Origin of the sequence: Capnocytophaga sp. H2931, assembly GCF_002302535.1 — a bacterium.
Lineage (GTDB): Bacteria > Bacteroidota > Bacteroidia > Flavobacteriales > Flavobacteriaceae > Capnocytophaga > Capnocytophaga canis.
In genome coordinates, this window is record NZ_CP022381.1 from 2,282,244 (window position 1) to 2,305,045 (window position 22,802).

At 35.0% G+C, this 22,802-nt stretch carries 22 protein-coding genes; 7 read left to right on the plus strand and 15 right to left on the minus strand.

The annotated features are described in order from the left end of the window. Positions 1 to 185 precede the first annotated feature (185 nt). Both CGC52_RS09630 and asnA read left to right on the plus strand, forming a co-directional pair. Positions 186 to 971 (plus strand): esterase family protein, encoded by a 786-nt coding sequence (locus tag CGC52_RS09630; protein WP_095894234.1) that lies wholly within the window; start codon positions 186 to 188, stop codon positions 969 to 971. Positions 972 to 992: 21 nt separating this feature from the next. Continuing rightward, positions 993 to 2,027 carry an aspartate--ammonia ligase gene (asnA, locus tag CGC52_RS09635; protein ID WP_042347588.1) on the plus strand — a complete coding sequence of 345 codons (1,035 nt, stop codon included), beginning with the start codon at positions 993 to 995 and terminating at the stop codon, positions 2,025 to 2,027. A gap of 186 nt (positions 2,028 to 2,213) precedes the next feature. Here asnA and dnaB read toward each other — a convergent pair whose 3' ends face one another. The 6 genes from dnaB to CGC52_RS09665 all read right to left on the minus strand — a co-directional run bounded on the left by dnaB (position 2,214) and on the right by CGC52_RS09665 (position 8,225). Continuing rightward, complete coding sequence (gene dnaB, locus CGC52_RS09640) at positions 2,214 to 3,767, minus strand: replicative DNA helicase (RefSeq protein ID WP_042007076.1); 1,554 nt, start codon at positions 3,765 to 3,767, stop codon at positions 2,214 to 2,216. A gap of 158 nt (positions 3,768 to 3,925) precedes the next feature. Then, positions 3,926 to 4,879, minus strand: coding sequence for an acetyl-CoA carboxylase carboxyltransferase subunit alpha (locus CGC52_RS09645; protein WP_042007074.1), 954 nt, complete (start codon positions 4,877 to 4,879; stop codon positions 3,926 to 3,928). 213 nt (positions 4,880 to 5,092) lie between these two features. Continuing rightward, positions 5,093 to 5,437 (minus strand): DUF2853 family protein, encoded by a 345-nt coding sequence (locus CGC52_RS09650; protein ID WP_042007071.1) that lies wholly within the window; start codon positions 5,435 to 5,437, stop codon positions 5,093 to 5,095. Positions 5,438 to 5,474: 37 nt separating this feature from the next. Continuing rightward, the gene (gene menD / locus CGC52_RS09655; RefSeq protein ID WP_095894235.1) at positions 5,475 to 7,148 is read right to left on the minus strand and encodes a 2-succinyl-5-enolpyruvyl-6-hydroxy-3-cyclohexene-1-carboxylic-acid synthase; all 1,674 of its coding nucleotides are present in this window, start codon (positions 7,146 to 7,148) and stop codon (positions 5,475 to 5,477) included. Positions 7,149 to 7,168: 20 nt separating this feature from the next. Then, positions 7,169 to 7,645 carry a hypothetical protein gene (locus CGC52_RS09660; protein ID WP_042007067.1) on the minus strand — a complete coding sequence of 159 codons (477 nt, stop codon included), beginning with the start codon at positions 7,643 to 7,645 and terminating at the stop codon, positions 7,169 to 7,171. Positions 7,646 to 7,667: 22 nt separating this feature from the next. Next, positions 7,668 to 8,225: a hypothetical protein gene (locus tag CGC52_RS09665; protein WP_095894236.1), complete on the minus strand. Its 558-nt coding sequence runs from the start codon at positions 8,223 to 8,225 to the stop codon at positions 7,668 to 7,670. Positions 8,226 to 8,695: 470 nt separating this feature from the next. On the opposite strand from CGC52_RS09665, the gene secDF reads away from it, so the two are divergent. The 4 genes from secDF to rimM all read left to right on the plus strand — a co-directional run bounded on the left by secDF (position 8,696) and on the right by rimM (position 13,540). Continuing rightward, on the plus strand, positions 8,696 to 11,638 hold the full coding sequence (secDF, locus tag CGC52_RS09670) for a protein translocase subunit SecDF (RefSeq protein ID WP_042007063.1): 2,943 nt from the start codon (positions 8,696 to 8,698) through the stop codon (positions 11,636 to 11,638). Between the two features lie 442 nt (positions 11,639 to 12,080). Then, positions 12,081 to 12,398, plus strand: a complete 318-nt coding sequence (locus CGC52_RS09675; RefSeq protein WP_042007061.1) for a hypothetical protein — start codon at positions 12,081 to 12,083, stop codon at positions 12,396 to 12,398. Positions 12,399 to 12,506: 108 nt separating this feature from the next. Continuing rightward, entirely contained in the window at positions 12,507 to 13,010 is a 504-nt protein-coding gene (locus CGC52_RS09680) for a 30S ribosomal protein S16 (protein WP_042007059.1), read from the plus strand. A 2-nt stretch (positions 13,011 to 13,012) separates the two neighbouring features. After that, a complete protein-coding gene (rimM, locus tag CGC52_RS09685; protein WP_042007057.1) occupies positions 13,013 to 13,540 on the plus strand; it encodes a ribosome maturation factor RimM in 528 nt (175 codons plus the stop codon). A 35-nt stretch (positions 13,541 to 13,575) separates the two neighbouring features. Here rimM and CGC52_RS09690 read toward each other — a convergent pair whose 3' ends face one another. The 9 genes from CGC52_RS09690 to CGC52_RS09730 all read right to left on the minus strand — a co-directional run bounded on the left by CGC52_RS09690 (position 13,576) and on the right by CGC52_RS09730 (position 22,306). Next, a complete protein-coding gene (locus tag CGC52_RS09690) occupies positions 13,576 to 16,482 on the minus strand; it encodes a glycoside hydrolase family 3 N-terminal domain-containing protein (protein WP_095894237.1) in 2,907 nt (968 codons plus the stop codon). Positions 16,483 to 16,563: 81 nt separating this feature from the next. Beyond that, complete coding sequence (locus tag CGC52_RS09695) at positions 16,564 to 18,603, minus strand: recombinase (RefSeq protein ID WP_095894238.1); 2,040 nt, start codon at positions 18,601 to 18,603, stop codon at positions 16,564 to 16,566. Positions 18,604 to 19,374: 771 nt separating this feature from the next. Continuing rightward, positions 19,375 to 19,794: a hypothetical protein gene (locus tag CGC52_RS09700; RefSeq protein WP_042347481.1), complete on the minus strand. Its 420-nt coding sequence runs from the start codon at positions 19,792 to 19,794 to the stop codon at positions 19,375 to 19,377. Between the two features lie 7 nt (positions 19,795 to 19,801). Continuing rightward, the gene (locus CGC52_RS09705; RefSeq protein WP_095894239.1) at positions 19,802 to 20,218 is read right to left on the minus strand and encodes a hypothetical protein; all 417 of its coding nucleotides are present in this window, start codon (positions 20,216 to 20,218) and stop codon (positions 19,802 to 19,804) included. Between the two features lie 7 nt (positions 20,219 to 20,225). Next, positions 20,226 to 20,642 carry a hypothetical protein gene (locus CGC52_RS09710; RefSeq protein ID WP_095894240.1) on the minus strand — a complete coding sequence of 139 codons (417 nt, stop codon included), beginning with the start codon at positions 20,640 to 20,642 and terminating at the stop codon, positions 20,226 to 20,228. A gap of 7 nt (positions 20,643 to 20,649) precedes the next feature. Next, positions 20,650 to 21,066 (minus strand): hypothetical protein, encoded by a 417-nt coding sequence (locus tag CGC52_RS09715; RefSeq protein WP_095894241.1) that lies wholly within the window; start codon positions 21,064 to 21,066, stop codon positions 20,650 to 20,652. Between the two features lie 7 nt (positions 21,067 to 21,073). Further along, a complete protein-coding gene (locus CGC52_RS09720; RefSeq protein WP_095894242.1) occupies positions 21,074 to 21,493 on the minus strand; it encodes a hypothetical protein in 420 nt (139 codons plus the stop codon). A 7-nt stretch (positions 21,494 to 21,500) separates the two neighbouring features. Continuing rightward, on the minus strand, positions 21,501 to 21,920 hold the full coding sequence (locus CGC52_RS09725; RefSeq protein WP_095894243.1) for a hypothetical protein: 420 nt from the start codon (positions 21,918 to 21,920) through the stop codon (positions 21,501 to 21,503). Continuing rightward, on the minus strand, positions 21,917 to 22,306 hold the full coding sequence (locus CGC52_RS09730) for a hypothetical protein (protein WP_095894244.1): 390 nt from the start codon (positions 22,304 to 22,306) through the stop codon (positions 21,917 to 21,919). Before CGC52_RS09730 ends, CGC52_RS09725 begins: the two co-directional genes overlap by 4 nt. Positions 22,307 to 22,467: 161 nt before the next feature. Between CGC52_RS09730 and CGC52_RS09735 the strand changes: the two genes are divergently transcribed. Beyond that, positions 22,468 to 22,668 (plus strand): helix-turn-helix domain-containing protein, encoded by a 201-nt coding sequence (locus CGC52_RS09735; RefSeq protein ID WP_042005567.1) that lies wholly within the window; start codon positions 22,468 to 22,470, stop codon positions 22,666 to 22,668. The last annotated feature ends 134 nt before the right edge of the window (positions 22,669 to 22,802 follow it).

Here is a 22,802-nt window from a genome sequence, read left to right on the forward strand (position 1 = left end):
ATTGTCAGGCTGAGCGTAGTCGAAGCCTCGTAATTACAGGGCTTCGACTACGCTCAGCCTGACAGAAATATCCACTTTATTAAAGGTATCATACTTTTTACAACACTTCCAAAAAATAATTCACAAATAGCAATTCATTACAAAGTAAAAATATGATATATTTGCAGCTGAAAAAACTATTAGATATGAGATACATTTACTTCGTATTGTTGATATTCATCAGCGTTTCGTGTCGAAAAGAACAGCTTGTTGTTGAGATTGATAATGATAGCAAAGTGGATATGTCACAGTCTATATTTAGTACGATTTTAGGTGGACAGCAACCCTATTCGGTATATTTACCTCCTCATTATGCTTCCAATACTACGAAAAAATACCCTGTATTGTACCTTTTGCATGGAATGAATCAAGATTATAAGCATTGGGTAACGTATGGTGATTTGAAAAATATTGTTGATAAGGCTATTTCCGAAGGGCTTCCAGAGGTGATAGTTATTTGTCCAAATGGATATAATTCACTCTACTACAACACAGAACAGATGCAATACGAAGATTTTTTTATGGAAGAATTTATCCCCGTTATCGAAAAAAAATATCGGATTTTAGACAATAAATCCAACAGACACATTGCAGGGCTTTCTATGGGAGGTTTTGGGGCTACTTATCTTGGATTTAAGCATCACAAGAAATTTGGAGGAGTTTATTCCATGAGTGGAGGCTTTTTATTAACAGCTATTCCTGTTATTCAATCAATTTTAGATGAGAAAAATTCTGAGGAATTGACAAAACTACCCCGCTATATAATGGAATGTGGTACAGAAGATACCTTAGTTATCCATTCAAACGATCTATTCCACCAGATGCTTACAAATAAAGGTATTTCACACGATTATATTCGTCGAAAAGGAAAACACAATTGGCAATTTTGGAAAGAATCGCTTCCAAAAGCCTTAGATTTTGTTTCTAAATAATAAGATAAAAACTAATAATTGATGAGTTATTTAATTAAACCTACAAACTATCGACCTTCACTTGATTTACAACAAACGGAATTAGGAATCCAGAAAATTAAAGATTTTTTTCAAGCCAACCTTTCGGCTGAACTGCGTCTTCGTAGAGTAACAGCACCCTTGTTTGTATTGCGAGGTACAGGGCTTAATGACGATTTGAACGGTGTGGAACGAGCTGTAAATTTCCCTATTAAAGATATGAATGAAGTTCGTGCCGAAGTGGTACATTCATTAGCAAAATGGAAAAGAGTAATGTTAGCCGATTACGGCATTGAACAAGGATACGGTATCTATACTGACATGAATGCGATTCGTGCCGATGAAGAACTTGGTAACTTGCATTCCCTGTACGTTGACCAATGGGACTGGGAGATGGTTATTTCCGAAGGACAACGCAACACCGATTTTTTGAGAAATATTGTTCGCAGAATTTATGCAACTTTACTACGTACGGAGTATTTAGTATGCGAAAGTTTTTCGAGTATAAAGCCTATTTTACCTCCTGAAATTCATTTTATTCACTCCGAAGAATTATTACAAAAATATCCAAATTTAACACCTAAAGAACGCGAAGCAGCTATTGCAAAGGAATACAAAGCTGTATTTATTATGGGTATTGGTAATAAATTGAGTCATGGCGAAAAACACGATGGTCGAGCTCCAGACTATGATGATTGGAGTACAATCGAAAACGGATTAGCCGGATTAAATGGTGACATTATTTTATGGAATCCTGTGTTGGAACTTCCGTTTGAAGTGTCCTCAATGGGAATTCGTGTGGATAAAGCTGCTCTGCTACATCAGTTGAAATTGGAAGGAAAAGAAGACCGATTGGAGCTTTATTTCCACAAACGATTGATTGAAGGTTCATTACCTTTTTCTATTGGAGGAGGTATTGGACAGTCGCGTCTATGTATGTTTTTGCTACATAAAGCTCATATTGGTGAAATTCAAGCAAGTATTTGGCCAGAATCTATGAGGGAAGAATGTTTGAAACACAATATTCCATTAATCTAAGTTTTGCTTGTCTCTACTCAGAGCCGTGAAGTTATGTTGCAAATATAGTTTCTTTGTTTTATAAATTTTCGATAGGAGTGGAGCCAATGTACAAAACACCATAAGAATCCGAATTATACAAAAACTTCGCCAAAGTTGTCTGCTCAAAAGCAATATATTGGCGAAGTTTTTTGAATAAACTCTTTCCTAAAACGGGATATCTTCATCATTTGGGATTTGCGGAGGTGTTCCAAAAGCCTGTTCCACGGACGGAAGTTTTGATGTGTCAATATCATTTATTCGTGAACTTATTTCCTGAGGAATTCCTCCTCCAAACGTATCGAAATCATCTAAATTGTCGAACTTACCAAATTGACCTAAGAATTTTAAGCGTATGTTTTCCAATCCTCCATTGCGGTGTTTAGCTACAATAAACTCCCCTTGATCTTTGGTTGAGGACTGTGCCTCATCGTCCCATTCCATGATTTTATAATATTCAGGTCGATAGATAAAAGATACAATATCAGCATCTTGCTCAATAGCTCCCGATTCACGTAAATCCGAAAGTTGTGGACGCTTATGTCCAGGACGAGCCTCCACATTTCTCGATAATTGAGACAGAGCAATCACAGGAATGTCCAATTCCTTAGCTAATGCTTTTAGGTTTCGTGAGATTGTCGAAATTTCTTGTTCACGATTCCCGACACCTTTAGAGCCTCCACCTGCGGTCATCAGCTGTAAATAGTCAATGATAATCAATTTGATACCATATTGTGACGACAAACGACGTGCTTTCGCTCGTAAATCGAAAATCGAAATGGACGGTGTATCATCAATATACAAAGGAGCTTTTTCCAGATCTTTCACACGCGTACTCAATACATGCCACTCGTGAGGCTCTAATTTTCCTGTACGTAATTTTTCTGACGGAAGGCTTGTCTCCGAAGATATTAAACGTGTGATTAGCTGTACCGACGACATTTCTAACGAGAAGAACGCTACGGGAATACCTTGACCAACAGCAATGTTTCGAGCCATCGACAGAGTAAGTGCTGTTTTTCCCATCCCCGGACGGGCGGCTACGATAATTAAATCACTCGCCTGCCAACCTGATGTAAGTTGATCCAATTTAGTAAATCCCGAAGGGATGCCACTAAATCCATCAGTTTTGTTTGATATATCTTGGATTTTTTTTAATGCTTTGATTACCAACTCTTCCGCTGATTCGCTCGACCGTTTTAAATTCCCTTGAGCTACTTCATAAAGTTTAGACTCTGCCGAATCCAACAAATCAAAAACATCGGTGGTTTCATCATACGCCTCCTCAATAATTTCTGATGATATTTGAATCAACCTACGTTGGATGAATTTCTGCATGATAATTCGTGCGTGAAACTCAATATGTGCCGAAGAAGACACTCGTTGTGTCAATTGGATTAGGTAATATTCTCCCCCTACAGCCTCCAGATTACCATTTTTACGCAACTGCTCCACTACTGTTAATAAGTCAATGGGTTCCGATTGTTGAAAAAGGTCGTAAATAGCTTGGTAAATAAATTGATGTTGTTTTTTGTAGAAAACATCAGGTGTGAGTTTGTCAATAACGTCATCTACTCCTTTTTTGTCAATCATCATAGCACCGAGTACAACTTGCTCAATACTAATGTCTTGTGGAGGGATTTTTCCACGTTCTAAATTAATGATTGAAGAAGAAACAGGTGAAGTTTCTTGTATGGTTGTATATGGTTGTAAATCTTTCATAGTGCGAAATTAGAAAAAAAAACAATTCAAAGAAGAGAGATCTATGAACATCGTTTGTTAATAAGCTGTTGATAAAGTTTGAAAAGCTTCATTAAAAAAAGGTAAGTATTGATTATCAACACTTACCTTTTTTGTTATTTTTAAATAGATTTGTATCCCTATTCTTTGAAAACCCCCATATTCAAGTACTTATCCATTCTTTTTTGAACAAGTTTGTCTGTTGGTAACTTTTTCAGTTCGTTGTAGGTTTCTAAAATAACTTTGCGAACAGCCAAAAAGGTAGTTTCTCTATCGCGATGAGCTCCTCCCAATGGTTCTCTGATGATTTCATCGACCAATTTAAGTTTTTTCATGTCAGGAGCGGTTAACTTCAGAGCTTCGGCAGCTTCTTTTTTATATTCCCAACTTCTCCATAAAATGGAAGAACACGATTCAGGCGAAATTACTGAATACCAAGTGTTTTCAAGCATATACACACGGTCTCCAATCCCAATTCCCAAAGCACCTCCTGAGGCTCCCTCACCGATGATAAATACAATAACAGGTACTTTCAATCGTGACATTTCCAATATGTTACGGGCAATAGCCTCGCCCTGTCCTCTTTCTTCAGCTTCAATTCCAGGGAAAGCTCCAGGTGTGTCAACCAAACAAACAATGGGAATGCCAAATTTTTCAGCCGATTTCATCAAACGCAATGCTTTCCGATATCCTTCAGGATTTGCCATACCAAAATTTCGGTATTGTCGCATTTTTGTATTTACCCCTTTTTGTTGTCCTATGAACAAGAAACTTTGATCTTCGATTTTTCCAAATCCTCCTATCATTGCTTTATCGTCTTTTACAGTACGATCACCGTGAAGTTCTAAAAAGGAATCCCCACACAATGCATTGATATAATCAAGCGTGTAAGGTCTGTCCAGATGACGTGAAATCTGTACTCGTTGCCAAGGGGTTAAATTTCCGTATATTTCTTTTTTAACTTGGTTGAGTTTCTTTTCAATTTTTTTACAAGCATCCGTCATGTCCACATCGCTTTTGTCACCGATGATGGCACATTTCTCCATTTGCTCTTCTAATTCTTTGATTGGCAGTTCAAAATCTAAATACTCCATATCACTAGTCTATTTTGATTTATATTCAGACAAAAGTACAAATTTTTTGTATAGATAATTCGTTTTTTGAAAAAAATATTTTGTAAGCAAAGAAAATAACTTGATTTTCAGTGAAAAAATGTTGTCTAATGATAAAAAAATATTTTTTAAAACTCAACATAAATAAAAAAACTGCCCGAAGACAGTTTTTTAAAATCGTTAATTTAATCGGGTTTACTTGTTGTAAACAGATTCTTTCTTGAAGTGTTTCGCTAATAGATAGTAAACTACAGCACGATGCTTTGTTTTGTTGGATCTTCCGTAAGTTTCGATAACTGAATCAATAGCTTTGTCTAATTCAGGCCCGTCGCTTAATCCTAACTTTTTAATTAAAAAGTTTTGCTTCACGCGATCCAATTCCATTTGGTCAGAACCTGCAACAGTTGATGAATCCGCGTTGTAAATGGAAGGACCTAATCCTACGGTCACTTTTTTTAGAAAATCTAAATCGGGAGTAACTCCACACTTTTCTTTTAAATCTTTGGCGTAAACCTCAATAAGTTCGTCTCTTTTACTCATATCAATCAATGTTTATAAATTAAAGTGTGAAGTTAGTCTATTTTTTTAATACCTGAAAGTAGTTTAACAAAACTTTATCGTTTTCAGTGCGTGGTGTGTGTACTTCCAACAGGCGTGGTCGGTCTGATTTTTCAAATAAAATATGTAGTTTATTTGTTAAATCAGTGATATTGTCAGCTTGGTTATAGTCCCATTCGTACATTTTACAAAGATGCATGGCTGTAAGTTGATGTGGAGTTTCAAAATAAGTTTCGAAATGCTTATCGTTTTTGTCCCCAGGAAGAATTCTGAAAATGCCTCCTCCTTGGTTATTTATCAGAATGATACGAAAATTTTTCGGAACGTAGTGATTCCATAGCCCGTTACTATCGTAGAAGAAACTCAAATCTCCCGTAATCAACAGGGTCGGTCGCTGGCTTCCTATGGCAGCTCCGATGGCTGTTGAAGTACTTCCGTCAATACCACTCGTTCCCCGATTACAAAAAATTTGCCAAGAAGGGTTTAAGCGAAATAGCTGAGCATAGCGAACAGTAGAGCTATTACTTAATTGAACCATTTGATTATCAGGAATGTTTTCAAATATTTTTTTGTAAACCTTCAAGTCAGAATAAGGAATTTGATTAATATATTCCAGATGACGTTTGTGAATTTCCGTATTTACAGTAGTCCAACGTTTTTGATAATTCGATGAAATGGTTTTTAATTCCAGCGATATGTCCGTAAAAAATGAATTTATATCTGTTTTTAAATGATCGGTCAGACAAAAGTATGAATCATAACCTTTGTATCTATCAATATGATAATGAAATTTAGGCTGATATTTCCGGAGGAATTGTTTAATCTTTTTTGATACTACTAATCCACCAAAAGTAAGTAAAAAATCGGGTTGTAAATCTGCTTTTAGGGATTCATCTTTTTCCGTATAAGTTAGTAATTTATCAATATAGGGAATAAATTTTTCGTGATGTAAATTCGAGGTAGTTTCTGTTAAAACCAGAACAGAAGGGTCTTCGGCCAATTTTTCTATATATCTATTTTCTAATTCGTTTGGCGATAAAACTCCAACCAATACCATTTTCTTTTTTGACTGATTCCACGCCTGTATGAAATTTTTGTTCTGAGCGGGTGTTGTACTATAAATACGTTCTCTCTCCGAAAAATTCTCGAAAGGAAAAATTTCGTTGGTGGTTGTATAGAGAGGCTCTTCAAAAGGAGCGTTGATATGTACAGGCAATCGTTCTGCAATCGCAGTATTCAAAGCTCGGTTCAGTTCATAGATGTTACTCGCATCACTATGTTGTTTATCCGATAAATTAGCGTTATAGCCACTGTGGTTCATCAATACGTTCTGTTGGCGTATGGTTTGCCCGTCACCAATATCAATTTTGTCTGAAGGTCGGTCAGCAGAAATTACTACCATAGGAATGTTGCTGTAAAAAGCCTCACTTACAGCAGGATAATAATTCAATAAAGCCGATCCTGAAGTACAAACTACTGCTACAGGATGTTTTTTCTGTTGAGCAATTCCCAATGCAAAAAACGCAGCACAACGTTCATCAACAATGCTGTAACACGTGAAAAAAGGATCGTTGGAAAAGCCAATAGTCAGAGGCGCATTACGTGAACCTGGTGAGATGACTATGTGCTGTATGTTTTTCGTCTTACATGCTTGGATGATATGTTGTGCAAGTTTGATAGCGGGTAATTTCATTATTTTTTTGATATTGTTTTTTATTCGACAATCGTATGGTGATTTCTTTCTTTAGAGGTATGAAGCTGTTGATTTTCCTTATATGATTTTATCTTCGGTTTCTTCATCAATAGAAAATAGAAACAAGTGATAAACCAACTCAGCCAAAATAAGTAGAACCCAAAATGAAATTTCTGTTTCATTACCTTGTGCATTGTGGTTGTGAAGTCCTGATAAGTCAAGTAGACACCCGCCACACCCAAGGCAAACAATAAGGCAACTACAATTTTCATTCCCCAAAAGCCGATCAGTTTTCGCAAGAGGTAAAGTAACAAAATGATAGCCAAATGCACAGCAAAAATCAGTAAAGCAGTTTTCCACCATGTTTTGAAAACGAGATATTCTCTGTATTTCAAGCTGATTCCTACGCGTCCAAGGAAAGACATTTGTGAAATAAGAATCCCTGAAACAAGGCTACTTATAGCTTGAAAGAGCGTCAGTATGATAGCATTTTTCATTCGTAAATCATAAATATGTTAATCACTTAGCTACTTTCCATCCTTCTTGTTCACTGAATTTCAGTTTGAATTTTCGAGAGATAAAATCTGATTTTGGGGTTGAATCATCTCCAAAGTAGTAAAATGGAGTTTTTTCTTTATCTAAAAATACGGTACAAACAGCATTTTTCTCTGATTTTTTCTCAATCACAACTTCCTTACTTTCATTGAGTTTGTATAGAATAGTTTTAACCAACGTATGGTTTCTGTTCTGTTGTACTACATAGGGCAATGCTTTTTTTGTTAAGTTTGTTGTTACCACAAAAATGGAGTCTTTTGTAAACCATTTTTTTCGGGTTTTTTCGTTGTTGATTTCAATCAATCCTTCTTCTTGTAACTTTTCTAAAGAGGTGAGTAGTTCCCGCTGTTTTTTCGAGTCAATCCGTTGTTTTGAAGTGTCAAATTTACCTTGCTCAAAAATAGGGTGCTGTTCCAAATGATCAATAATCAGTTCCTGAGCGTCTTTTGCAGTCAATTCTCCTTTTGGAGTACAAGAAAAAAGCCATAAAAAACAGAAAGGCAGTAAGATAAATGTTTTCATATATTTATAATTTTTAAGTTTTCGTACGTAGGATAATTTTTTTGTATAAAGGACGCACAAAGGTATGAAAAAATCAAGTAATGTGCAATATCTTTTCAAGCCAATACTATTCTTTTCTGTTGTCTGTTTTTTTGCTTGACATCGACTTATTTATGATTCGTAAAATCAGTATAATTTTTTGATATTCAAAAATATATAAGTAAGATTACACATATAATAACTAAAATAATTTGTCTCGAATAGATGAAAAATTAACAAACTTCAGAAAAAGAATACATATGAAAAACTAAATTAAAGAAGATATCTTTAAAAAAGAATCTGAAAAACTTTGAAAATCAATTGTTTATAAAATAAAGCTTTTGTTACTAAAAAAAACTTAAAAATTTTAACAACTACATATGGTGGTATATTCCTCAAAATGTATATATTTGCCGATTGAAGAAAAAAAGAATTAGTAATTAATATTTAAAATGCAAAACAAGGGACTTATTAAACTATTTGCACTGTTGTTCGGACTTGTGAGCGTGTATCAGCTTTCATTTACGTTTGTGGCGAATAGGGTAGAGAACAAGGCTAAAGCATTTGCTGAGGCAAAGGTGTTAAGTTCAGAAACGGACTATGTTTCTAAACGCGAAAGAGTTGAATCTCAGTATTTAGACTCTATGTTAGGACAATCGGTGTATAACATCGGTGTGACGAAATACACCTACGGTGAAGTCAAAGAAAAAGAGCTCAACAGAGGTCTTGACTTGAAAGGAGGTATTAACGTAATCCTGCAAATTTCTGTAAAAGACATCTTAAAAGGGTTGGCGAACAATTCAAAAGACCCTATTTTTAACAAATCATTAGCTGAGGCTGATGAGCTTTTGGTAAAAACAGACCGCACTTATTTGGATTTGTTTTTTGAGGCATACCAAAATAATGGTGGAAAATTGGCATCTCCTGAGGTTTTCGCTAATAAAGCGTTGAGCGATGAGATAAACATACAAATGCCTGATAATGAAGTTCGTCCAATAATTAAACGCAAAGTGGATGAGTCTATCACTTCAGCTTTTGAGGTATTGCGTAAACGTATCGACAAGTTTGGAGTTTCACAACCTAATATTCAACGTTTAGGAACTTCGGGGCGTATTCTGATTGAGCTTCCAGGAGCCAAAGATGTTACCCGTGTTAAAACTTTGTTACAAAGTACAGCTCAACTGGAGTTTTGGGAAACATTTAAAAACGTAGAGGTATTTCCTTATTTAGAGGCTTTAAACCAACAGTTGGTAGCAACTATCAAACCACAGGCTACGGAAACCACTTCTGCGATTGACTCACTACTTACTGATGTTAAGAAAGACTCTGTAAATCAAGTCAATCCTTTGTTTGATTTACTGAAACCTGTACCTACTTACGAGGGTTCTCCAGTGCTATTCGGTGCAAGTATTAAGGATACAGCAAAAGTAAATAGTTATTTAAAATCAACAGACGCAAAACGTTTGTTGCCACCAAATTTACAATTCGTAAAATTCGTTTGGGGAAAACCAGCTAAAAATACGGATGTGATTGAGTTATATGCTCTGAAAGGTAACCGAGACAATGTAGCATCCTTGACAGGAAACGTAATTACAGATGCTTCTCAAACCTTTGATATGAGAAACCAACCTGCGGTATCTATGCAGATGGATGGTAAAGGTGCGAGAATATGGGAAAACCTTACTGATAAAGCATTTAAGGAACAAGGAAATATAGCTATTGTGTTGGATGACATAGTTTATTCAGCACCAGGAGTTACTAATGGAGCTATTGCGGGTGGTCGTTCTGAAATCACAGGAAATTTCACTTTAAACGAAGCAATTGACTTGGCTAACGTACTTCGTGCAGGTAAATTACCTGCTGGAGCTGACATCGTTCAATCGGAAGTAGTTGGGCCATCTTTGGGACAAGAGGCTATTGATAGCGGGTTTAATTCGTTTTTGATTGCTACTATTTTTATCTTTGCTTGGATGATTTTCTATTACGGAAGAGCAGGGGTTTATGCAGATATTGCATTGATTTTGAATATCTTATTAGTTTTTGGCGTATTAGCAAGTTTAGGGGCTGTATTGACTCTTCCTGGGATTGCGGGTATCGTATTGACTATCGGTATGGCTATCGATGCGAATGTGTTGATTTTTGAACGTGCAAAAGAAGAGTTGGCTAAAGGGAAAGGAGTAGCACAAGCTGTTCAAGACGGTTTCAATAATGCTCTTTCTTCCATTTTAGATGCGAATATTACAACAGGATTGACTGCTATTATCTTATTATTCTTTGGAAGTGGCCCTATCCAAGGTTTCGCTACTACTTTACTAATAGGTATTATCACTTCGTTGTTCACGGCTATTTTTATCACACGTATTTTGATTGAATATAGCTTAGAGAAAAAACATGATCTTACTTTCTCTACAAATTTGACTAAAAACTTATTCAAAAACGTAAATATCAATTTTATAGGAAAACGTAAAATAGGATATATTGTTTCTGGAATAGCTGTTTTGGTAAGTATCATATCTTTATCTACACGAGGATTGAATCAAGGTATTGATTTCGTAGGAGGTAGAACCTACCAGATTCGTTTTGAACACCCAGTTGTAGCTTCGGAGGTGGCTGCCGAATTACAGCAGTACTTAGGAACTACTGAAGTAAAAACATTTGGTGCAGCAAATCAGATTAAGGTTTCTACAAAATATAAGGTAGAGGAAGAAAGCACTCAGGTAGATAATGAAATTCAAGAATTGCTTCACAAAGGATTGCAAAAATTTTTACCAGCAGGATATAGCTACGAAGAGTTTTCGAATGCAGAGACCGATGCTATTGGTATCGTTCAGTCAATGAAAGTAGGACCAACAATAGCAGAAGACATTAAGAGTAGTGCTTACTGGTCAGTTATTGGTTCACTAATTGTGATTGCTCTCTACATCCTATTCCGATTCAGAAGATGGCAATTCTCTGTGGGTACAGTAGTGTCATCTGCACACGACGTGATTTTGGTATTAGGTATTTTCTCATTGACATATAGTTTTATGCCATTCAATATGGAGATTGACCAAGCCTTCATTGCAGCCATCTTGACTGTGGTAGGATATTCGCTCAATGACACGGTGATTATCTATGACCGTATACGTGAGTATATGAAAGAGCCTAATTTTACCAAAGAGAAAATCAATGTAGCACTTAACAGTACACTTAGCCGTACGTTAAACACCTCTATTACTACTTTGGCAGTATTGGTAACTATCTTTATCTTTGGTGGGGAATCCTTGCGTGGATTTATGTTCGCTATGATTGTAGGTGTACTTGTAGGTACTTATTCTTCACTATTCATAGCAGCACCTATGATTTACGATACTTTGGAAAAAGATTTTGATAAGAAAAATACAAGCGAAAGCTAATATATTTTTTGAGGTTATTACAAAAAAGGAGCTATAAATTGTTTATAGTTCCTTTTTTTATTACCTTTGTAGGTGTGTTGTGCAGTCTATTGATAGTGTTAAGAGTTATTTTATAACAAATGTTATAAAATAAAAGCGTGTTTGAAAGAAAATATTCCGGATTTTTGATTAAATCGGTGCTGTATTTTTGTTTTAGATTGAACTCGTCTTGACTTTTTATTTTGCTTAAATTACTATCTCAAAGCACTTTGCCAAAGTTTTTAAGACTTTGGCAAAGTGCCAAAAATATGAAAATCATTAAGTTAAATCTCTTGCATAAATCTTTTTATGGATTTTTAACGAAAGAATCATTATATTTAATTTTATTTACTTTTTAATGATTATTTTTTTAAAATAAGTAGAGATAGATTCATTATAATAGGAACTCAAAAATAATAAAGTGATGAAAAAGATTTTATTTTTAGCATCTATATGGTTGATGATCATCGGATGTAGTGGTAGTAAAATTGAGGATGATCCTGAAGGAGTCATCATAAGTAATGGAAAAATTGTTGATATGGGAAATCCTGCATCGGACGGTTGTGGTTGGCTCATAGAAATTAATGGGATATATTTTGCTATGGATGGTTTTGATAATCAGTTTCAAACCAATGGATTACATGTAAAAGTAAGTTATCTTCATACCAAGTTTCACTACTTATGTGGACGAGGAGGAAAACCTTTTAGCGTCATAAAAATCATCAGAATGGACAAAATGTAGCTGCTTTTTGAAAATAAGTTACTTTTTTCTTCATAATTCAAAAATATAGTCTATATTTGCACCTTGAATTAATAACTGAGGTCGAGAACCTCTAAAAATTAAACTTTTATGCCAGTAAAAATTAGATTACAAAGACACGGAAAAAAAGGAAAACCATTTTATTGGGTGGTTGCTGCTGATTCACGTGCAAAAAGAGATGGTAAATTCCTTGAAAAAATTGGAACTTACAATCCTGTATCAAACCCTGCTCAAATCGACTTAAACGTTGATGCTGCGGTAAAATGGTTAAAAAACGGAGCTCAACCTACTGACACAGCTCGAAGAATCCTTTCTTACAAAGGAGCTTTGTTGAAATATCACTTGTTGGGAGGTGTTGCCAAAGGAGCTTTAACATTAGAGCAAGTTGAGGCTAAATTCAACGCTTGGTTGGAAGAAAAATCAGGAAAAATTACTTCTAAAGAAGAAAAATTAGCGAAAGACAAAGCAGAGGCAAAAGCTAAGTCTTTGGCAGCTGAAAAAGAGGTAAGTGAAAAGCGTAAAAATGCTGCCGTAGCTGAGGCTCAAGTAGAAGAAAACGCTGAAACACCTGAAAACAACGAAACTGAGGCATAATTATGACTTTGAAAGATTGCTTCTATGTAGGAACAATTGTATCAAAATTCAGTTTTAAAGGCGAAGTTTTAGTCAAATTAGACTCAGACGACCCTGAATTGTATGAAAATTTGGAATCAGTTTTTATTGCCTTAGGTAATAATCTGGTTCCTTTTTTTGTTGAGAAATGTTCCTTGCATAAAACAGACTTACTGCGTATCAAATTTGAAGATGTTTCAAGTGAGGCAGATGCTGATGCTTTAATGAAATCAAAACTTTATTTACCATTGTCTTTCTTGCCAAAATTGACAGGGAATAAGTTTTATTTTCACGAAATTATAGGCTTCACGATGGAGGATGTGAATTATGGTTACGTTGGAAAAATTGTCGGCGTGAATGACATTACTTCACAAGCTCTGTTTGAGGTCGAAAATGACGGAAAGGAATTACTTATCCCCATGAACGATGAATTTATCGAAAAGGTGGATAGACAGCACAAAAAAATCATCGTCAAAACCCCTGAAGGCTTGATTGATTTATATATGGAGTAAATCTTCTCTACAAAAGCAATACAATATGCTTTCTATTATTTCAACGCTTCATACACAATGCGTTGAATCTTTGGACGGATGTTTTCTTTGATTAGTAGATTATTTTCAGCTGTTGGGAATGTCCTGTTCGATAGAAATACGATAATCACCTCATTCTCAGGATCTGCCCAAGCATATGTTCCGGTGAAACCTGTATGTCCAAAGCTCGACATTGGTACGCATCCACAAGTAGGGCCTTCTCCTTCGAGTTGTGGCTTATCAAAACCGAGTCCTCTTCGGTTTTTTTCGCTACAAAATGTACATGTATTGAACAAAGTGAGTGCTTGAGGTTGTAAAAACCAAGTGCCTCCATAGTAGCCATTTTGTAAAAATAGTTGCATCATTTTGGCTACATCGTCTGCTGTACCAAAAAGTCCCGCGTGTCCTCCCACTCCGCCGAGCATAGCGGCACCTTGATCGTGTACGTAGCCTCGGATTTCTTGATGACGAAAATATGTATCTACTTCAGAAGGTGCTATGCTTCCCAACGAAAAACGTTTCAAAGGAAAATAGGTCAGACGATAAGCTCCCATTTTTGCATAAAAATGTTCATCAATTACTTGGTCTAACGTTTTTTTATAGGTTTCTTCAATATATTTTTTAAAATAGTAATAAGGTAAATCACTGTACAAATAGCGTTTTTTCTTAATTAAATCGCTACTGTCGATGCGTTGATACATTATGTTGACATACTCGGATTTCATAAATAAATCTTTTGCTACTTGCACGTTGTAATCCTTTGTTTTTTGGGTGCTATACCACTCTGATAATGGTTTTTTATCGGGGTCGAGTGTTTGTATGTAAAAAGGAATCCAGGACTGAAATTGGGCGTAATGAGACAATACGTCCAAAATTTTCATTTTCCCTTTGTTGGTGTTCTTTAAATAGGGTAATATATCTGAAAATGTACCATTTACATTGAATTTGTCTTCTGAATACATTTTCATCAATTGTGGTACGGTTACTAAGATTTTGGTCAGTGAAGCTAAATCATAAATGGTGTTGTCGGTAACTTTATTTTTATCGTTGTAGTCCAAAGTTCCGAAATTTTTACGGTAGATAATTTTTCCTTGTTTGGCAACTAAAATTTGCATTCCGGGAGCCATTCTTTTCGACAATACCTCTTTTGCCACACTGTCAATGCGATTCAGTTTAGTTGAGCTAATTCCGACACTTTCAGGTAATCCATAGGATAATCTTCCTATTTTTGGAGTTTGTATAGATGTGTTTACAGGTAGGAGTGGATGTGCGGATACTGGAAGCACCCCCTGTCCTTCAATGGCACCGAAAATTAACTGAGCTGTTTTCTCTTGTGCTACTTTGTGATTTTGATAGGAAACGATAATTGCTTCAATGTTTGAAATGTCTTTGACATCCAACAATGCATATGGGCGAGTGAATATGGATAAAATCACTTTCTTCTTCTTAGCGATATTTTCTAACCACAATAGCTCGTCTTTGGTGAATTGGTAAGCATCCCATGGAGTTCGATTCGGACGGTGTAGCCCTATGATAACGGTTTCAAAGGATGCGATATCTTTTTGTAATTGTTCTATCGATTTGGGTTCAATAAGAGAGATATCGGTATATTTTTGAAGCGTTGTGTAAAATGTCCACCCACTGTCGTTTCCAAATTTGACGTAAGCAATTTTTTTGTCTACATCCTTGATTGGTAGAGTTTTATTGTTATTTTTAGCTACTGTTAAGGCGTTTTCAAAAATCTGTTCAGTAAGCAAATCATCCTCCAAGCTATGTAAATTATCGTATATGGTCTTTTCATCCAATGGGGTGAATGAGGTTAATCCTACTTTGTATTTTGCCATTAAAATTTTCTTTACTGAATATGCTAAACGCTCCTCAGTAATCCGATTTTGCTGATAGGCTTTTTTCATAGCTTCAAAACCTACCGCCATATTTTCAGGCATTAGCAAAATATCATTTCCTGCCAAAAAAGCTGCTACTTCTACTTCTCCCACAGGCATATATTCTGCTACTCCCTTCATACCTAAAGCGTCGGTGAAAATTAGGCCTTGGAATCCCATTTTATTCTTCAAAAGCTCGGTAATGATGGTATAGGATAGGGAGGAGGGTAGTCCTTTTTTGGGTTCCAAAGCAGGAATATTTAGATGTCCAACCATTACACTTGCTACTCCACTATCCACCAATTTGCGAAATGGATAAAGGTCTATGCTGTCAATACGGTGAGCTGAAAATTCAATGAGCGGAAGGGTTTTATGTGAATCTTTGGCTGTGTCGCCATGTCCTGGGAAATGCTTGGCACTGCCTAACACACCCGCCGATTGCATTCCATGGGTAAAAGCAATCCCTTTGATAGCTACATTTTCTTTATCTTCACCGAAAGCACGATTTCCAATAATTGGGTTAGCAGGGTTCGTATTCACATCAATATCAGGTGCAAAATTGAATTGCATCCCCATGTGTCTGCAGTGTTGCCCGATGCGGAAAGCGGCTTTTTCGATAAGTTTTTCGTCTTTTACAGCTCCCATAGTCATATTCCACGGGTAGGCATAGGTAGAATCTAAACGCATCGCCAGTCCCCATTCGGCATCCATTGCCATAAAAAGTGGTACTTTTGATAGGGATTGATACTCATTATTAAGTTTTGCTTGTCTTTTTGGCCCTCCTTTGGAAAAAATTATTCCTCCAATGTGATATTTTTTGATAAAATCTTTTACCACTTCGGTATTTCGGGTGTTAATTTGACTTGAAAATACGGAAACCATAAATAACTGACCGATACGTTCCTCCAGTGTCATCTTTGCGTAGGTTTCTTCTACCCATTTTTTCTGATTTTCAGCATCTTCTGCTAATAATGGATTGGGGGTCTGAGCTTTACTTATTGCAAAAAAAAGGGAGGTTAATGCAAGTATGTATTTTTTCATTATAAATATGTTTTCTACTTTAAAAAATTATCTGTTTAAAAAATTAAGTGTCTTAGAAAATGATGTTAGCTTGGGAATATTCTAAACACTTTCTACTGTTTTTGATTCCCTACTTGGAAAGAAAAATGACATTGGTCGCTGTTTGAATCGTATCCAAACGGATTTGGTTAGGTTTTTAAGTTCAAACACAGGGATTTCTCTTGAACGCAAGGCGATGAACAGTGAAAGTGAGAAACTCACTATAAAATTTCCAAATCCAATAATGAATACTCCTGCAATTGACCATAGCAATAGCTCTAAACCTATGTCAAAGTTTGCACCAAATAAGCCCAATGCTAAATTTCCACTGGCGAAAGTAATGTGTCGGATGTCTAAATCTAGGCCTAAAAAGGTACCTATTACTCCTGTACACCCCATAAAAAATCCGAACCATATGTTGGAAACCACTCCGGGCCATTTCTTTTTCATCCAATTGGAAATTTTAATCATTCGTTGTTTGCCTAAAATGGTTTTCAAGACAGGATGTTCTGACAATCGGTAGTAAAAATTATTGAAATTATTTACACTGGCTACATTTCCCGCAATAATTCCAGAAAGAAATAGAAATACTCCTGCAATACAAGCGTGTAAAAAAACGGGTGTTTGTCGGAAATCAAGCTCGGCTAATAATTTATCATGTTTACTTTCTGCCAAGTTATATCCATCCAACAAGAAAGTAAGCCCCCAAATAAGTAGTAACGTCATTGGGAAAGCCGCCAGTACATTTCCTGCAAAGGCTACGAATTGCGAACGGAACAAACGAGCAAACAAGGCCGAAAATTCTGAATAGCGTTTATTTTTCTCTTTCGTGTCTTTGGACTCTAAATTTTCTAAAGTTCGAGCAATTGTTGATGCCGTCATTGCAGGTTGCTTAGTTGCTAAAGTTGCCCCTATTAAATAGATGACTACAAATCCGATGGCATAATTCAAACTATAATTCAAGGCATGGATAAACTCACTTGATTCCGTTTTTGAAAGTGCTAACTTAACTAAACACATGAAACTCACAATAATACCTCCCCAAAAAGCGGTGTTGAACATCAAAAAATATTCCTTTGCATTCGAGGTTATGTAATGTTCTCCCGTTTTGCCTGTATAATTCGTAATTTCATAGGTGATATTATACACGCTATCGTCAATTAATTTGCTGATATTGTTCTTTTTAGAATTAACACGTACCAAACTCAAGTAAAATTCAATGCTTTTTCGTTTTTTCTCTTCTTCACCGCTGATAAACAAGAAATTATATAACTTCCGGATACGACGTACCTGTTGACGAATGAGCAAAAGAGTTTGATTTACATTGAATGAAACCCCATATTTAGAAGTGTTGTTTACAGCTTTTTCTACGAAATCCTCACACTGCTTTACTAAGATGTCCAGTTGTTTGAGATCTAAATGATGATCCTCTAAACTTAAATAAGGCTTGTCTTGGGTCATTATAGTCCGATGCAAAGCGTTAAGTTCATCGTCCAAAGCAATAAATGGACTTTCCAAAGAGGAATACTCGGGAACCATCCGCATTACATCCGTCTGTAGAGCAAAACCACCCATACGCTGGGAAAGAATCATAATTGCTAGAAGGATTTCCTTGGTGACTCTTCGGTTTTTTGTGTCATCATAAAAGGTTGATAAAGAAAGTATTTCTAAAAATTCAAACCAATTGTCCATAGGAATAGCACTCAACCAATTTGTGTCGGAAGATTTGTAAAACAATTGGTTTAGGACGTACTGAATACTGTTGTTCAAAGGCTGATCGGGAATCAATTTATGCCACACACGGCGTCGAAGTTCTTTGAAAAATGAGGTGCTACTGAGTAATCCTGCATCGGTTAGGAGTATGGTCTTTTTTTTATCTGAGAAGACAGAAACGAGTTTTGCTTTCAAAAAATGGGCTTTTTCTTTATCATTTCGTATTTCAGAAAGCAATTCAGTCAAATCAATTGTTGTTTTTTTATTGTACTGCTGACGATAGTAGTCCACCAAATCAAAAATAAAGTCGATATCTTCACTCGTAGTAGCGTTAATATGTTTTTCAAAAATAGCGTAGATTGAGGTATGACTTTTTCTTAGTGTAAGCATATAAAATATTTTAGTGGCAAAGATATAAAAAAGCGATATATTGCAAAAAAAAGATTTGTCATAAAAAACCTATTTTCAATGTTTTTATGCTATTTTTGGATGTGTTTTATTGAGTTTTTTACATAAATTCATTTCTTTTCGACTCATGAGATTAGATAATGATGAAGATTTTAAAAAATAAATTTGAGTTCATTATTTATTTTCATATTTTGTACTTTTGTCCTGAAACATAGTAAGCGAAAGCTTAGTATGTGGAACCAAAAATTCAATGCTGTGGATACTTTACCAAAAATCAATTCTCACATACTTTGCTGAAAATTTCTAAATTCGCTACGCTCAGGTAGTATAGATTTTCTAGGCTACATTCATTGATTTTTTTAACGGCACATATTCCGCAGTGCGGACTTTGTCTTTAAAGCCGATGAAAAGTGGTCAAAATGCTGAAAATCAGTGTTTAACCATTAAGAAAATATATGTAATTAAGTACTGAACTCAAAAGATAAATTTGGAAGTTTTTTTACTTGTTTTGAAATTGATATTTGGTATGGCTAATTTATCGTTCAAAGTAAAACTTCATTGAGAATGACTTATTCTAAGATTTCAGCCTTTAATATTCATAGATATTTGGCTAAATGTTTATGCGAATAAATCATTCTCAATTCAAAAAAAATAACAATATTATCAAACGAATAATTGATACATAACCTGTTTACCATACAGATTTGATATCTGATTAAATAAGCAACTTAGTAAAACTTTTTCATAAAAGTGTTATTTACGCTTCAGAAATCGTTTATGATTACTTGGTTCTCCGTTTGTGTATTCTTGTAAAATCAAAATGTTATCCGAATCAGAAAATTCATATCGAAATTCATATACCGAAGCAGAAACTTTAAAACCAGAGCCAGGGTTTAACACGTAGAGTCTATCTCCCTTTGTATAATAATATTCTACTCTTTGATTACTTTCTCCTGTTTCTCGGTCTACCCGAAGATGTTCCCCAATTTTTGTGTATTCACTATAAAAGGTAGTAGTAAGAACTTCCTCAAATGTTTTAGAATTTATTACAGCCCATTTCCCAAAGAAACGGCTATCCCGTTGTTGAGCTTTAAAATAATCAGCCGTCATATGTTCATCTTCCGAACAAGCGAATACACCCAATAATGCGAATATAAAACAAAACTTTTTCATAAAAGTGTTATTTACGTTTCAAAAACTCTTTGTAATTACTTAGTTCTCCGTTTACATATAGTTGTAGAATCAAGATATTATCCGAATCAGAAAACTCATATCGAAATTCATTTACCGAAGCGGAAACTTTAAAACCAGAGCCAGGGTTTAACACATAGAGTCTATCTCCTTTTGTATAATAATATTCTATTCTTTTATTTTTTTCTCCTGTCTCTCGATATATATGAATCAACTCTCCATTCTCCGAATATTCAGGATAGACAGTGGTCATTACTTCTTCTAAGGTGTTTATATCTACGTCATTCCATTTCCCAAAGAAACGGCTGTCTCGCTGTTGGGCTTTAAAATAATCAGCTGTCATATCTTTATCTTCCGAACAGGAGAATACACCTAACAATGCGAATATAAAACAAAACTTTTTCATGAAAGTGTTATTTACGTTTCAAAAAGTCTTTGTAATTACTCAGTTCTCCGTTTGTATATCGTTGTAAAATCAAAATATTATCCGAATCAGAAAACTCATATCGAAATTCATTTACCGAAGCGGAAACTTTAAAACCAGAGCCAGGGTTTAATACATAGAGTCTATCTCCTTTTGTATAATAATATTCTACTCTTTTATTTTTTTCTCCTGTTTCTCGATATATATGAATCAACTCTCCATTCTCCGAGTATTCAGGATAGACAGTGGTCATTACTTCTTCTAAGGTGTTTATGTCTACGTCATTCCATTTTCCAAAGAAACGGCTATCCCGTTGTTGAGCTTTAAAATAATCAGCCGTCATATTTTCATCTTCCGAACAGGAGAATACACCCAATAATGCGAGTATAAAATAAAACTTTTTCATGAAAGTGTTATTTACGTTTGAAAAATTCTCCTTTATCGCCTTTTCGATACTCCTCTAATGTTTGAATGATTAAAATATTATTGTCATCAGAGAATTTATACTTATATTCACTTACCGAAGCGGAAACTTTAAAACCAGCACCTGGGTGTAATACATACAATGTATTCTCCTTTGTGTAATAATATCTCTTTCTTTCATCTTTTTCTCCTGTTTCTCGGTCTATCAAATCAAACACCCCTTCTTCGGTATATTCACTATAAAAGGATGTTATTTTCTCCTCTAAGGTATTAGGATTTACAGCCTTCCATTTCCCAAAGAAACGGCTGTCTCTTTTTTGAGATTTAAAATAATCAGCCGTCATATGTTCATCTTCCGAACAAGCGAATACGCCTAACAATGCGAATAAAAAATAAAACTTTTTCATAAAAGTATTATTTACGTTTCAGAAATCGTTTATAATTACTTAGTTCTCCGTTTGTGTATTCTTGTAAAACCAAAATGTTATCCGAATCAGAAAATTCATATCGAAATTCATATACCGAAGCGGAAACTTTAAAACCAGAGCCAGGGTTTAATACATAGAGTCTATCTCCTTTTGTATAATAATATTCCACACTTTTATCTTTTTCTTCAGTGTCTCTATGTATGAGAAAAAGTTCCCCAATCTTTGTATATTCACTATAAAACGTAACAGTGACAATTTCCTCAAATGTTTTAGAATTTATTACTGCCCATTTCCCAAAGAAACGGCTGTCTCGCTGTTGGGCTTTAAAATGTTCAGGGGTCATATCTTTATCTTCCGAACAAGCGAATACACCCAATAATGCGAATAAAAAATAAAGTTTTTTCATAAAAGTATTATTTACGTTTGAAAAATTCTTTGTAACTACTTAGTTCTCCGTTTGTATAGTCTTGTAAAACCAAAATGTTATCCGAATCAGAAAATTCATATCGAAATTCATATACCGAAGCAGAAACTTTAAAGCCAGAGCCAGGGTTTAACACATAGAGTCTATCTCCTTTTGTATAATAATATTCCACCCTTTTATTTTTTTCTCCTGTCTCTTGATATATGCGAAGAAGTTCCCCAATTTCTGTATATTCTCTATAAAACGTAGTAGAGACAACTTCCTCAAATGTTTCAGAATTAACGTATATCCATTTCCCAAAGAAACGGCTGTCTCTTTTTTGAGATTTAAAATAATCAGCCGTCATATCTTTATCTTCCGAACAAGCGAATACACCTAACAATGCGAATATAAAACAAAACTTCTTCATCGTACCTCTCGTATTAAATAAGTGTTACAATCCGTAAAAAGACCACTGGGTGTTACCAAAGGGCTATACCAACTGGATACATTCACACCGTATGCTTTTTTGGAACACCACCAAACCAAGGTTGTGCAAGTAAAACGTCTTGGAGCAGCCCATTTGGCAGTTGCAAACTCATACCATTTTACGTATTCTTTTCCTAAATGATGTCTTGCTTCATCGGCTAAAGCATCTGTGTTTGTCATTCGAGTTACTTCTCGGTACAATCCACTTCTAAAACCACGCCATCTCCAAACCCAGCAGGTTTTTATTGAACAAGAAGTTTTTAGCAAAATAGCTGATAATGTCAAAGCTATTGCCTTTAATTGAATTTTGGTAGTAAATCGAATCATGTTGTTTTTATTAAAATTATCCGTAAGCAAAGGTATACGGTTTATTCCAATAAAACTATTCTAATTTAGAATAATTCCATTAAAATTTAAAATAATTATAAAAATAACTTTTTATTTCATTATTTTTTTCGTATCTTCGTACAAACCTAAAAAATGACACTATGAATTACTTAACTAAAATCAAAAAAATCCGATTGGAGAAAAAAATATCCCAAGAAGATATTGCTTTTCAATTAGGTATTTCCCAATCAGCCTATGCTAAAATTGAGACAGGAAAACAAAAACTTTCAGCTGAACAACTTATTAAAATTTCTAAAATTCTTTCCATTGACTTAAAAGAGCTTAGTGATTCGTCTTCTTAACCCATATTTACGCATTGGGTTAGGGCAACGTATGAAATATTATCTTTAGAGTTACTATCCTTCAAACCACATAGGAACATAGATTTTACGCTGTGTCTCTATGTGGTTTTAGATTTAATTTACAGTGACTCTAT

Coding starts and splice junctions, on each gene's coding strand:
- CGC52_RS09630 (WP_095894234.1), top strand. CDS start 186: ATGAGATACATTTACTTCGTATTGTTGATATTCATCAGCGTTTCGTGT.
- asnA (WP_042347588.1), top strand. CDS start 993: ATGAGTTATTTAATTAAACCTACAAACTATCGACCTTCACTTGATTTA.
- dnaB (WP_042007076.1), bottom strand. CDS start 3,767: ATGAAAGATTTACAACCATATACAACCATACAAGAAACTTCACCTGTT.
- CGC52_RS09645 (WP_042007074.1), bottom strand. CDS start 4,879: ATGGAGTATTTAGATTTTGAACTGCCAATCAAAGAATTAGAAGAGCAA.
- CGC52_RS09650 (WP_042007071.1), bottom strand. CDS start 5,437: ATGAGTAAAAGAGACGAACTTATTGAGGTTTACGCCAAAGATTTAAAA.
- menD (WP_095894235.1), bottom strand. CDS start 7,148: ATGAAATTACCCGCTATCAAACTTGCACAACATATCATCCAAGCATGT.
- CGC52_RS09660 (WP_042007067.1), bottom strand. CDS start 7,645: ATGAAAAATGCTATCATACTGACGCTCTTTCAAGCTATAAGTAGCCTT.
- CGC52_RS09665 (WP_095894236.1), bottom strand. CDS start 8,225: ATGAAAACATTTATCTTACTGCCTTTCTGTTTTTTATGGCTTTTTTCT.
- secDF (WP_042007063.1), top strand. CDS start 8,696: ATGCAAAACAAGGGACTTATTAAACTATTTGCACTGTTGTTCGGACTT.
- CGC52_RS09675 (WP_042007061.1), top strand. CDS start 12,081: ATGAAAAAGATTTTATTTTTAGCATCTATATGGTTGATGATCATCGGA.
- CGC52_RS09680 (WP_042007059.1), top strand. CDS start 12,507: ATGCCAGTAAAAATTAGATTACAAAGACACGGAAAAAAAGGAAAACCA.
- rimM (WP_042007057.1), top strand. CDS start 13,013: ATGACTTTGAAAGATTGCTTCTATGTAGGAACAATTGTATCAAAATTC.
- CGC52_RS09690 (WP_095894237.1), bottom strand. CDS start 16,482: ATGAAAAAATACATACTTGCATTAACCTCCCTTTTTTTTGCAATAAGT.
- CGC52_RS09695 (WP_095894238.1), bottom strand. CDS start 18,603: ATGCTTACACTAAGAAAAAGTCATACCTCAATCTACGCTATTTTTGAA.
- CGC52_RS09700 (WP_042347481.1), bottom strand. CDS start 19,794: ATGAAAAAGTTTTGTTTTATATTCGCATTATTGGGTGTATTCGCTTGT.
- CGC52_RS09705 (WP_095894239.1), bottom strand. CDS start 20,218: ATGAAAAAGTTTTGTTTTATATTCGCATTGTTAGGTGTATTCTCCTGT.
- CGC52_RS09710 (WP_095894240.1), bottom strand. CDS start 20,642: ATGAAAAAGTTTTATTTTATACTCGCATTATTGGGTGTATTCTCCTGT.
- CGC52_RS09715 (WP_095894241.1), bottom strand. CDS start 21,066: ATGAAAAAGTTTTATTTTTTATTCGCATTGTTAGGCGTATTCGCTTGT.
- CGC52_RS09720 (WP_095894242.1), bottom strand. CDS start 21,493: ATGAAAAAACTTTATTTTTTATTCGCATTATTGGGTGTATTCGCTTGT.
- CGC52_RS09725 (WP_095894243.1), bottom strand. CDS start 21,920: ATGAAGAAGTTTTGTTTTATATTCGCATTGTTAGGTGTATTCGCTTGT.
- CGC52_RS09730 (WP_095894244.1), bottom strand. CDS start 22,306: ATGATTCGATTTACTACCAAAATTCAATTAAAGGCAATAGCTTTGACA.
- CGC52_RS09735 (WP_042005567.1), top strand. CDS start 22,468: ATGAATTACTTAACTAAAATCAAAAAAATCCGATTGGAGAAAAAAATA.